At 40.8% G+C, this 11,982-nt stretch carries 7 protein-coding genes and 1 pseudogene; 5 read left to right on the top strand and 3 right to left on the bottom strand.

What is annotated here, in order from left to right:
- The first annotated feature begins 78 nt into the window (after positions 1 to 78).
- Positions 79 to 1,917, top strand: a complete 1,839-nt coding sequence (gene ftsH3, locus H6G69_RS19165) for an ATP-dependent zinc metalloprotease FtsH3 (RefSeq protein ID WP_190690736.1) — start codon at positions 79 to 81, stop codon at positions 1,915 to 1,917.
- Positions 1,918 to 2,315: 398 nt separating this feature from the next.
- On the opposite strand, the pseudogene H6G69_RS19160 reads toward ftsH3, so the two are convergent.
- From H6G69_RS19160 to H6G69_RS19150, 3 genes and pseudogenes are all read right to left on the bottom strand, one after another.
- Positions 2,316 to 3,996: pseudogene (locus H6G69_RS19160) on the bottom strand (IS1634 family transposase).
- A 369-nt stretch (positions 3,997 to 4,365) separates the two neighbouring features.
- The gene (locus tag H6G69_RS19155) at positions 4,366 to 4,848 is read right to left on the bottom strand and encodes a hypothetical protein (protein ID WP_190690735.1); all 483 of its coding nucleotides are present in this window, start codon (positions 4,846 to 4,848) and stop codon (positions 4,366 to 4,368) included.
- 302 nt (positions 4,849 to 5,150) lie between these two features.
- Entirely contained in the window at positions 5,151 to 6,227 is a 1,077-nt protein-coding gene (locus tag H6G69_RS19150; protein WP_190690734.1) for a LacI family DNA-binding transcriptional regulator, read from the bottom strand.
- A gap of 528 nt (positions 6,228 to 6,755) precedes the next feature.
- Between H6G69_RS19150 and H6G69_RS19145 the strand changes: the two genes are divergently transcribed.
- The 4 genes from H6G69_RS19145 to H6G69_RS19130 all read left to right on the top strand — a co-directional run bounded on the left by H6G69_RS19145 (position 6,756) and on the right by H6G69_RS19130 (position 11,950).
- A complete protein-coding gene (locus H6G69_RS19145; protein ID WP_190690733.1) occupies positions 6,756 to 7,778 on the top strand; it encodes an ABC transporter substrate-binding protein in 1,023 nt (340 codons plus the stop codon).
- A 112-nt stretch (positions 7,779 to 7,890) separates the two neighbouring features.
- On the top strand, positions 7,891 to 9,441 hold the full coding sequence (locus H6G69_RS19140; protein ID WP_190690732.1) for a sugar ABC transporter ATP-binding protein: 1,551 nt from the start codon (positions 7,891 to 7,893) through the stop codon (positions 9,439 to 9,441).
- On the top strand, positions 9,438 to 10,436 hold the full coding sequence (locus tag H6G69_RS19135) for an ABC transporter permease subunit (protein WP_190690731.1): 999 nt from the start codon (positions 9,438 to 9,440) through the stop codon (positions 10,434 to 10,436). Before H6G69_RS19140 ends, H6G69_RS19135 begins: the two co-directional genes overlap by 4 nt.
- A 113-nt stretch (positions 10,437 to 10,549) precedes the next feature.
- Entirely contained in the window at positions 10,550 to 11,950 is a 1,401-nt protein-coding gene (locus H6G69_RS19130) for a sugar porter family MFS transporter (protein WP_199336134.1), read from the top strand.
- The last annotated feature ends 32 nt before the right edge of the window (positions 11,951 to 11,982 follow it).

Genomic DNA, 11,982 nt, shown 5'->3' with positions numbered 1-11,982 from the left:
GTTAACATAATTCTTAATAACGCCCTCTCAATTGAGACGCTCCGCGAAAGCACAAAAAATACAGGAGGATAGACCTCAGTGAATAAAAGATGGAGAAATGCTGGGCTGTACGCACTGCTATTTATTGTTGTCATTGCGCTAGGAACAGCATTCTTTGACAAACAACCACAAAGCAGAGAAACATGGCGCTACAGTCAATTTATGCAAGAAGTTGACAAAGGCCGAGTAGATAAAGTTAGCTTAAGTGCAGATCGGTCTACTGCTCTTGTGACATCTAGAGACGGTACGAAAAAAGTCGTCAACTTAGTCAACGATCCTGACCTAGTTAATAATCTTGCCTCTAAAGGTGTTGATATTTCAGTTCTGCCCCAAACCGACGAAGGTTTTTGGTTTAAGGCATTAAGCAGCTTATTCTTCCCTGTATTGCTTCTAGTTGGTTTATTTTTCTTGCTGCGCCGCGCCCAAAATGGCCCCGGTAGCCAAGCCATGAACTTTGGCAAATCTAAAGCCAGAGTGCAAATGGAACCGCAAACCCAAGTAACATTCGGTGACGTTGCTGGGATTGACCAAGCCAAACTGGAGTTAAATGAAGTCGTAGACTTTCTTAAAAATGCCGATCGCTTCACCGCCGTCGGTGCAAAAATTCCTAAAGGTGTACTATTAGTTGGCCCTCCAGGTACAGGTAAAACTCTCCTTGCTCGTGCTGTTGCTGGTGAAGCAGGTGTACCTTTCTTCTCCATCTCCGGTTCCGAATTCGTAGAAATGTTCGTTGGTGTGGGTGCTTCCCGCGTCCGCGACTTATTTGAACAAGCTAAATCAAACGCTCCTTGTATCGTCTTCATCGATGAAATTGACGCAGTAGGTCGTCAACGGGGTGCAGGTTTAGGTGGTGGTAACGACGAACGGGAACAGACCCTCAACCAGTTACTCACCGAAATGGATGGTTTTGAAGGTAACACAGGCATCATTATTATTGCCGCTACCAACCGTCCCGACGTACTAGACGCAGCGTTATTACGTCCTGGTCGCTTCGACCGTCAAGTTGTGGTTGACCGCCCCGACTACTCTGGCCGCAGCGAAATCCTCAAAGTTCATGCGCGTGGCAAAACCTTAGCCAAAGATGTAGACTTAGATAAAATTGCCCGTCGGACTCCTGGTTTTACTGGTGCAGATTTATCTAACCTGCTGAATGAAGCGGCAATTTTGGCAGCGCGTCGCAACTTAACTGAAATTTCGATGGATGAAATTAATGATGCCATCGATCGCGTGTTAGCTGGCCCAGAAAAGAAAGACCGGGTAATGAGCGAAAAACGCAAAACCTTGGTAGCTTATCACGAAGCTGGTCACGCCTTAGTTGGTGCATTAATGCCCGACTATGACCCCGTACAGAAAATTAGCATTATTCCTCGCGGTCGTGCAGGTGGTTTAACTTGGTTCACCCCCAGCGAAGACCGGATGGACACTGGTTTATATAGCCGCGCCTATCTTGAAAATCAGATGGCTGTGGCCTTAGGTGGTCGTCTAGCTGAAGAAATCATCTTTGGTGAAGAAGAAGTCACCACAGGTGCTTCTAACGACCTGCAACAGGTAGCGAGAGTTGCTCGCCAGATGATAACACGCTTTGGGATGAGCGACAGACTAGGCCCAGTTGCCCTCGGTCGTCAACAAGGCAATATGTTCCTCGGCCGCGATATCATGTCAGAGCGCGACTTTTCGGAAGAAACTGCTGCTGCCATTGATGAAGAAGTTCGTAAACTGGTAGATACAGCTTACAACCGCGCTAAGGAAGTATTAGTTAACAACCGCCACATTCTCGATCAAATAGCACAAATGCTAGTTGATAAAGAAACCGTAGATGCTGAAGAATTGCAAGAAATTCTCGCAAATAACGACGTAAAAACCGCCGCCTTTGCTTAAATCAATTGTGGTGAAAATTTAAACTCTAGACTTGGGATAATTCTGAACGGAATTATCCCATTTTTTTATTTAGGGTTACGTATTTATATATAGGACAATATGGTTCAGTTAAGAGAATAGTAGGTTGGGTGTAGCGATAGCGTAACCCAACAAAGTATGCGTAAATCCCACATTCCGCACTTCAAATTGAAGCACAAAGAGATTACAGCTAATAAAAACGCAAAAAATCAAGATAATTAAGATAAGTACAATCAAAAAATCTAATTTTGAAAAGAAATAATCTGAGATAAATTATTTTATAATCAAAATAATTTATCTCAGCCATAAAAATTACAGGGACGATTAATTTTCTCGTCAGATATTGATAAATTATTATTGTATTGTTATTGTTTTTTTTCTTAAGAGATTAGATAGTATTTTTGACAAGAGGATGGCAAAAAGTTCAAAATAAAATGGCGTGATTCTGTTAAATTAACAATTTGCTCAACTCCATCTAAAGTCAAAAGATGAATCCCTTGAAAACATTGAAATATCCATCTAAGTGTGGGACTGCTTGTTAATTTACCTAGTTGATTTTTGACTCCAACTTTGGCTCTTTTTAAGCTATTTCTCAGTTCCCTCTGACCAAGATTATAAACCAACAGGCACAAAGACATTAAAAATAACATCGTTTCAATTCTTTCTGGATTTTCCACGAAGAAACTATCGGTAAAAAATAAAGGGTCTTTCAGAAATCTAAATCCTCTTTCACAAGACTGTTGATTTTTATAATTTGTAATAATTTCTTCTGGTTTTAACTTCTCATCATCAACTAAGTTAGTTGCTAAGATAAATCTTCCTGCTTCTTGACTGATTATTGCTATCTCCTCTGTTTTTTGGTACTCTAATCCTTCCATTTTATAAATAGTTTTATTATCTTTTGATTTGCTTTCAAAAAGTTGAATTTCTTTGATTTCAAATAGATTTAGTTTCTTGTTTATGCCTTTTAGTTTATATCGAGCTTGTTCTGGACTTTCAAAATCTTCTCTTTTTAGTTCTTTGAGCAGCTTTTCAACTTTACTTTTTTCCGTTTTTATCTTTTTCTCTAGCTTCTTTAAATCACTTTCTTGTCTTTTTTTACTTTCTACTATTAGCCAAGTTTGTTTGATTCCACCATAATTAACTATTTCTGATTTCCACTTGTATCCAGATAAATTTAGGGCTGCTCTTTTTTCTTTTTCTTCTGCATCTATCTCTTGTATCTCTATCGACTGTACTAACTCTTTAGCTCTTTTTATCGTCATTGGTACTCTAGTTATCCATTTTAAATTCTCAATTAACTTCAGATTCTCTTGACTATATAATGCACTATCACAAACCATGATACTGTCAAAATTTATTTGGTTTTTAAACTCTACTAGTATTCTGCCAAATACAGCTTTATCTGCTTCATTTCCATCTCCAACTCGCATCAGTAATGGTATCTCCCCATCACTGGTTGTGATTAAATCTAAAACACATTGTTTCAAATCTGGTCTATGGTGAGCCAGCGCGGTCTTGGGGGTTTCCCCCATGAGCGACTGGCGAACCCGAAGGGTCACGAGAATATCCTTTCGTAATAATTATTGGTCTTTCTTTGATTATTTCTGCTGATTTTTCTTGATTTATTTCACTTTTGTATTCTCCATGTAGGTGAAATGATGTGGCATCTAGATGAGAATATTCTGTCTTTATCTGAAATTTTTTAATAATGCCTAATCCTATTTCGATGAATAAATTATTTAGCCCATATTTATATAGCTCATCCATCACTCTTCCCAATTTATCGTCATTTATATACTCATGTCTTACTCTTGAACCCAATAATTTCTCTATGGCTTTGTCTTCAAAAAACTGGCTAAACAAATATAAAGGTTTGGAGACGAATCCTAATCCATTGAGTAGTATCGCTTTTACTACTGTTCCTGATGAGATTTTTTCTCTTTTATCTATTCCTAATTTATTGTTGATTATTTCAACTATTCCGATTTCATCAATCAACCCAGCTACTATTCCTAAATGGTCGATATTTTTAATTTTTATCTCTGATGTTGCTGACAATTTTTTGTAGTTTCATATATTTTTTAACTTTCTGATTGTCTCATCTTTTCTGTGCAGAGCTTGTGAGTATTTTTACTCTCTTCTTTGGCCAGCATTTTGTAACTTTTATACTACTTTTTGAAGTGCGGAGACTAGGGTAAATGTTGGGTTCCGTTCCTCCACCCAACCTACACCAGTCTAAGTTGTTGCCTTAACTGAACTTTATTGATATGTAGGACTCATATTTGATTTCTGAAAAAACTCAGTATACCCATAAATCCTTTTTTACTGTTCCCTCCCTAAGCAAATATGTTCATTAATCAAATTGGATTCCTCTAGCAATCCTAAATCATTTGTTAACAACAAGCTCTAATCATTCACATTGAATTCTTAGTAAGGACTTTTTTCAGGATATAAAAGCTTGAGGCGTTTATTTCGTAGAGATGATTCTTCTTTTTGTAGCTGCTCTAACTGTTTTACTACCTCTTCTTTCACTCCTAAAATAGCAGCCATTTTCCGAATCTTGGTTTTTTCTTTTTGATTATATTCTTTATTAGCAGCAGAAACCCAAATTGCCGATAGAAGTATATCTCTTTGTGCTATCGACACTTGCGGAGAACGAGCAATGACTTTTTCTATAGGTTCATCTGCTTCATATTTTTGTAGTTCTTCGATTACCCAGTCTGCAACTCCCCAAGATGCACAAAATCCAATTGCCCAGTTCTTTTCTTCTGGTGAAAGCACTCCATCTCCTTTGGCGCAACATAAAACAGCTTGCATATAAGTGAGACTATCTTCGTTTGTCGGAGTTTGGTTAAAACCAAAAAACCAATTCATTATCCAAGATGTACCAAGCTTTTTGATATCAGACATGAATTTTCCTTTTATTCGCTAATTGTTTGTATGTCTATTTATGTGGGAATTTAAAGTTAACTATCTCAGCAATAACACAAAAATACAATGACATTTAAGACAGTTAAGCAATCATTTTTAGACAGTTAAGCTAGTTAGTCAAAAATCTATCAACCTAAAAATATAGGACTCATATTTGATTGGGTAAAAAACTCAGTATCCCTATATTCTTTGCTGTTGTTTGTTCTCTCCCTATGAATTAATTTCAATAATCAAATAAGATTCCTATATGATGTAAAAAATGGTTTAGCTTAAGTGGTGATTTACCTCAGTTCGATACTTTCAGGGAGCTTTGCTAACGCAAAATTTTTTAATCTACTAACTTTTGTTGTACTACTCCTAGTGACTAAAAAAGGAGATAAAAGGAGATTCTCTACAGGTTTATCTTGAAATAAGTCAAGTAACATATTCATAGCAAACTGACCCATCTCTAACATTCGTTGGCTGACTGTTGTCAGTGGTGGCGTAACATAACTGCTGAGGGCGATATTATCAAATCCTACGAGGCTTAAATCTTGCGGTACGGAAATACCTAGTTCTCTACAGGCTAAGAGTGCGCCGACTGCTACCATATCGTTGTAGCAAAAGATAGCAGTTACTCCAGCTGTGACTAGTTGAGATAGCATTTTTTTGCCAATATCAATATCTTTGATGGCTTCAGGGTGTTGATTTGGAATGATCACCCATTGAGGATTTTGCGGTATACCTGCTTGATTTAGGGCAATACGATATCCTTCTAAACGCTGTTTGTCGGCTTTGCTACCATCGCCTACACCCAGATAGCCAATAGAAGTGTGTCCTAAATTGATCAGATGTTCTACAGCTAAAGTACCACCCAAGCGATCGTCTAGGGCGACTGAGTGAAATGTTTTGTCTAGTTCTTCCGTGGCGATGTTAATTAAAACTGTTGGCACAGTTAATTGTGTTAACTGCTTTGTATACTCTTTATTAATGCGTGAGTCTGCTATTAAAATGCCATCTACGCGCCGATAATTAAAATTCTCAATAGCTGCTAATTCTTGCTCAAAGTCTCCATGTGAAGCACTTAGTAAGACATTTAAGCTAGCTTGTCGCGCTACTTGTTCGATTCCCTCGACAAGCTCACCAAAAAAGGGATCTGCTATGGAAGTGACTACTACCCCAACGGTATAGGTGCGTTGATTTTGTAAACTCTGCGCGATCGCATTTGGTACATAGTTCATCTCCTGCGCGAGTTTTTTAATCTCCTCGCGCACTTTCGAGCTAATCAGTGGGCTATCTCGTAACGCACGGGAAACTGTGGAGTGAGAAACGCCTGCTTTGCGCGCAATATCTTCAATCGAAACCTTTCGTTTACTCATTTTCAGCTTGGCTGTAAGTAACTTAAATAAAATTAACACATATTTTATGCACAGGTGTGCAAATATAAAAAATATCAGTTATGCACACCTGTGCATAACCAATTAAACAACCATAAAACATCATTGCTGAAATTGGAAAAATCAATTTCACCCTACCAATTGTGAGGAATTGAGAGATGGAATATTATGCAAATTTTAAGAAAAATCAAGTTTGTTGTGTAAATGGCTTTTTAGTGATAAAGACATCCAAAAAAGTTGACATTCTTAACTGTGAGGCAATTTCAGGCGAATGAGTTTGGGAATAATATCTACACCTTATCCAACCAGAACATATTAAAAAAAGGACAGGGATCAAAGACTAGGAATTTTTACTTACTAAGAAAACTTCTTCCAAGCAGACTTATGTGAAATCTATCGTTGGGAGAAGGCATTAGACAGATATTAAAGGCAATATATAGGGAGGCTTTTAATATAGTTAATTTTTCTACACATATCTCGGTTTTTTCCGGTTTTTTCCTAAAAATGTAAATGAATGTGAACAAAAAAGCGTTCGCAGCAACATTATTAAGTATTATCAGTGGTACTCTTGTTAGCTGCAATAATATTTCTCCTGATGGCGATACTGCCACTACTAACACTGATACAAAAAACGTTACAGATATCAATACACAAACCACCAATGGTGATGCGAAATTACGCTCTGTTGGTGTTACGCTTGGCGATTTAAGTAACCCTTTTTTCGTTGTCATGGCGCAGGGTGCTGAGAAAGAAGCCAAAAAAATTGGGGGCAATGATGTCAAAGTAACGGTAGTTTCTAGTGGCTATGACTTAAACCAGCAATTTAACCAAATTGAAAACTTCGTTGCGGCTGATACTGACGTGATTATTCTCAATGCGGCTGACAGTAAAGGCATCAGACCAGCTGTTGACCAAGCCAGGAAAGCAGGCAAGATTGTGATTGCGGTAGACACAGGCGTAGACGCACAGGTAGATGCTACCGTCACCACCAATAATGTGCAAGCTGGAGAAATTAGCTGTCAATATATAGCCGATCGCCTTAAAGGTCAAGGCAATGTGGTGATAGTTAACGGGCCGCCAGTCACTTCGGTAATTCAGCGAGTAGATGGCTGTTTGAAAGTGTTAGCTAAATATCCCAATATCAAAATCCTGTCTAAAGACCAGAACGCCGAAGGTAGCCGGGATGGCGGATTGAGGGTGATGAGCGACTTATTGGTTACTTTCCCCAAAATTGATGCTGTCTTTGCGATTAACGATCCTAGCGGCGTAGGCGTAGATTTAGCAGCCAACCAAGCCAAACGCAAAGACTTTTTCATAGTGGGAGTTGACGGTGCGCCAGAAGCAATCCAAGCGATCGCTTCTAACGATAGCTTGTATGCGGCAACTGCTACACAAAATCCTAGAGGAATGACGGCAAAAGCTGTTCAAGTTGGCAACGACATCCTGTATGGCAAAAAACCCAAATCACCCGACATATTGATTCCGGCCAAGTTGATTACAAAAGAGAACGTGAGTACATCAACAGGTTGGTAGAAGAGGCAGAGGGGCAGGGGGCAGGGAGCAGGGGAAAAATAAATCTTCCTTACTCAGCACTTTTAACTCAGCACTCAGCACTTTTAACTCAGCACTCAGCACTTATATAATCATGACAACAAATATAGAAACTGATTTTAGTCCACCGGCAACTGCCACCCCTGTATTAGAAATGCGCGGGATTGCTAAACGATTTCATGGTGTCCCGGCTTTGCAAGGTGTGAATCTGACAATTTATCCCGGAGAGGTTCATGCCTTGATGGGTGAAAATGGCGCAGGTAAAAGTACATTAATGAAAATTTTAGCTGGGGCTTACATTGCTGATGAAGGCGAAATTTACATCAATGGTCAACCAGTAAAAATTACTGATCCGGGTACAGCAAGGCAAGCGGGTATTAACCTGATTTATCAAGAACTGAATGTTGCGCCCAATTTAACCGTTACCGAAAATATGTTTATGGGTAGCGAGTTACAGCGAGGTCAGTTTTTAGACCGTAAAAGTATGGAACTCGAAGCCCAGCAAGTATTAGATAGCTTGGGAGCTAGTTTTTCACCCCAAACTATTGTAGGTACATTAGCGATCGCTGAACAACAGCAAGTAGAAATTGCCCGGGCTTTAAAAGACAATAGCCGGATTTTGGTGATGGATGAGCCAACAGCCGCCCTATCCGACCGCGAGACTGAGCGTTTGTTTGAGGTGATTCGCAAACTCCGCAACGATGGCATCGCCATTATCTATATCAGTCATCGGATGGAAGAAATCTACGCTTTGGCCGATCGCATTAGTGTGCTACGTGATGGTCAATATATAGGCAGTCTGACCCGTGAAGAAATTTCGCCGCAGCGATTGGTACAAATGATGGTCGGTCGTTCTATGCAAGACTTTTACGAGCATCAGCGACAGACTAATCCTGGCCCAGTAGTACTAGAAGTGAGAAATATTAGTGATGGACGCAAAGTTAAACCCGCTAGTTTTCAACTACGTGCAGGCGAGATTCTCGGCCTCTCTGGGTTAGTTGGGGCTGGACGCACAGAAGTTTCGCGGTTGATTTTTGGAGCCGATCGCAAAGCTAGTGGCGAAGTCTTGTTGAATGGCAAAAAAATCGAAATTAGTTCGCCTAGTGATGCGATCGCAGCAGGTATTGGCTATGTTCCAGAAGACCGCAAAGACCAAGGCTTATTTCTCGAAATGAGTTCCCGCAAAAATATTGGACTCAATAGACTCAAACAAGATGCCAGAGGTGGTTTAGTCAACTGGGTTTCAGTCAATAAAATTGCCGCAGAAGCCGTAGAAAACTTCCATATTCGCCTGGCTAATTTAGAAATCAGAGCCGTGGATCTTTCTGGGGGAAATCAGCAAAAACTTCTGCTGGCGCGTTGGTTAGCGATTAATCCTAGAGTTTTGATGCTAGATGAACCGACACGCGGCGTAGATATCGGTGCGAAAAGCGAAATTTACCGGATTATTAGTGATTTAGCCGCCCAAGGTGTGGCAATTCTCATGGTTTCTAGTGAATTGCCCGAAATTGTCGGCCTGAGCGATCGCGTTTTAGTCATGCGCGAAGGTGAGTTAGTGGGTGAACTTGACAACAGCCCTGGCAAAGAAATTACCCAAGAAAAAATTATGCACTATGCAACTGGAGCATCGGAGGTAGCAGCATGAGTCAGACTTTAAGACCTGTCAACCATAGACCAAATGAGCATTCCAAATCCAATCGGCGTAAATCAATCAACAATTTTCTCCAAGTTGCAGGTATTTTACCGATTCTCATCATCATCTGCATCTTGTTTTCGCTCCTGACACCCAACTTTTTTACCCCTGGTAATGCCGTCAACATCTTACGTCAAGCATCAATCAATATTGTGCTGGCAACTGGGATGACGTTTGTGATTCTCACTGGTGGGATTGACCTTTCAGTTGGCTCTATTTTGGCTGTGTCTGCCGTAGTTGCGGTGTTAGTCTCTTTGCTTCCGGCTTTGGGTTTGCTGGCTGTACCTGCTGCTTTAATCACAGGGCTACTTTTGGGATTACTCAACGGTGCAATCATCACCTACATGGATGTGCCGCCGTTTATTGTTACCTTGGGTTCATTAACTGCCTTGCGGGGTGCGGCTTATTTAGTTGCCAATGGCACAACAGTTATTAACCGCAACATCAATTTTGCTTGGATAGGTAATAGCTATGTCGGCCCGATTCCTTGGTTAGTCATAATTGCTTTATTAACTGTGGCGGTGAGTTGGTTTGTCCTGCGCCAAACAGTATTAGGCGTACAAATTTACGCTGTAGGTGGTAACGAAAGGGCAGCCAGATTAACAGGTATTAAAGTTAACCGTGTATTGCTATTTGTTTATGGCGTAAGTGGATTGCTGGCAGGTTTAGCCGGAATTATGAGTGCCAGCCGCTTGTACAGTGCCACAGGGATGTTAGGACAAGGTTATGAATTAGATGCGATCGCTGCTGTAATTTTAGGCGGAACCAGCTTTACAGGCGGTATTGGCACTATTGGCGGCACATTATTAGGTGCATTAATCATTGCGGTTCTGAACAATGGTTTAACCCTATTAAATATGTCCTACTTCTGGCAACTAGTCGTTAAAGGCTTAGTAATTATTGCCGCAGTCATGATTGATAGACTCCGCAGACGTTCTAGACGGTAAGGAAAGGCAGGAGGCAGGAGGCAGAAGGAATAAATTTGTTGAACGCTCCTCTTCTCTCTGCGCCTCTGCGCCTCTGCGTGAATAACTAAATGTTTCATCCTACATAAATAACTATGACATCTACCACAACTCGGCGTAAATCCAACACTTTCTATGTCATTTTAATTGCTGGTGCTGCCGCCCTTGGTGGCTTCTTGTTCGGTTTTGATACCGCAGTTATTAACGGTGCAGTTGCCGCTTTATCCACGGCTTATAATGCCAACAGTGTACTAACTGGTCTTGCTGTATCTTTAGCATTATTAGGCTCGGCAATCGGAGCCTTCTATGCCGGGAAAATTGCCGACCGATATGGTCGAGTCAAAGCAATGATAGTGGCTTCTGTGTTTTTTACCATCAGTGGCATTGGCTCGGGACTGGCTTTTACTATCTGGGATTTTATCTTTTGGCGGATTTTAGGTGGGTTAGCGGTTGGTGCTGCCAGTGTGATTGCTCCAGCTTACATTGCCGAATGTTCTCCCACCCAATTACGGGGTAGATTGGGATCTTTGCAACAACTTGCGATCGTCATTGGGATTTTTATCGCTTTGTTATGTGACTACTTTATAGCTGTGTCCGCAGGTTCGGCAGAGTCACCATTTTTGTTTGGCGTAGCTGCATGGCGATGGATGTTTTGGACAGAAATTCCACCCGCAGTTTTGTATGGGATGGCAGCTTTAATGATTCCCGAATCACCTCGCTATTTAGTGGCCCAAGGAAGAGAGCCAGAAGCGGCTAACGTTCTCAATAAAATTATCGGCGGTAACGTCTTCGCCAAAATAGAAGAGATTCGTCAAACAGTCCTCCGAGAACGCGAACCTAGATTTTCTGACCTCTTACGCAGAAGTGGTGGACTCTTACCGATAGTTTGGGTTGGGATTGGCTTATCTTTACTTCAACAATTTGTCGGTATTAACGTCATTTTTTATTACAGCAGCGTTTTGTGGCGAGCCGTGGGATTTTCTGAAAAAGATTCTCTCTCGATTACAGTCATCACAGGTGCGGTAAATATTATCACTACTTTAGTAGCGATCGCCTTTGTTGATAAATTTGGTCGCAAACCTCTGCTGATTCTTGGTTCCATCGGTATGACCGTGACCCTAGGAACGATGGCTGCTCTGTTTGGCAATGCTGCTTTAGATGCGGCTGGCAATCCTACCTTAACTGGCAATGCAGGTATTACAGCTTTAATAGCCGCCAACCTCTATGTATTTTGTTTTGGCTTCTCCTGGGGGCCAGTCACTTGGGTACTTTTAGGAGAAATGTTCAATAACCAAATTCGTGCAGCGGCCCTATCAGTTGCAGCAGCAATGCAATGGGTAGCAAACTTTGCAGTTTCCACCACATTTCCGCCCATCCTGCAATATTTTGGTTTAGGTTCTGCCTACGGTCTATATACGATTTCCGCCGCTATCTCACTCTTTTTCGTCCTCTTTTTCATTAAAGAAACCAAAGGAATTGAATTAGAAGATATGTAAGTGGATAAGAGAACAGGGAATAGGCAACAGTT

Origin of the sequence: Nostoc sp. FACHB-110, from assembly GCF_014697425.1 — a bacterium.
Taxonomy (GTDB): Bacteria; Cyanobacteriota; Cyanobacteriia; order Cyanobacteriales; family Nostocaceae; genus Nostoc_B.
Note: the sequence above shows the minus strand (reverse complement) of the source record. Positions and strands in the feature narration are given on the sequence as shown.